This is a genomic window from Neisseria sp. P0009.S008 (genome assembly GCF_051958615.1).
Taxonomy (GTDB): domain Bacteria; phylum Pseudomonadota; class Gammaproteobacteria; order Burkholderiales; family Neisseriaceae; genus Neisseria; species Neisseria subflava.
Genome location: NZ_JBQCVG010000040.1, coordinates 1 through 335, shown reverse-complemented (window position 1 = coordinate 335; position 335 = coordinate 1). Strand labels below are relative to the sequence as shown.

Annotated in this window: 1 rRNA gene; it reads left to right on the top strand. The window is 57.9% G+C overall.

The features are described from left to right. A 16S ribosomal RNA gene (locus ACTHSQ_RS11155) occupies window positions 1-335 on the top strand; the annotation flags it as partial.

The window sequence follows — 335 nt, the reverse complement described above, 5'->3', positions numbered from 1 at the left end:
CCTACGGGTGGCAGCAGTGGGGAATCTTGCGCAATGGACGAAAGTCTGACGCAGCCACGCCGCGTGAGTGAAGAAGGCCTTCGGGTTGTAAAGCTCTGTCGCCCGGGACGAAAATGGAGTGGGTGAATAGCCCATTTCACTGACGGTACCGGGAAAGGAAGCACCGGCTAACTCCGTGCCAGCAGCCGCGGTAATACGGAGGGTGCAAGCGTTGTCCGGATTTATTGGGTTTAAAGGGTGCGTAGGTGGCTTGTTAAGTCCGGGGTGAAAGCCCACAGCTCAACTGTGGAACTGCCCTGGATACTGGCAAGCTTGAGAGTCGTCGAGGGTGGCGG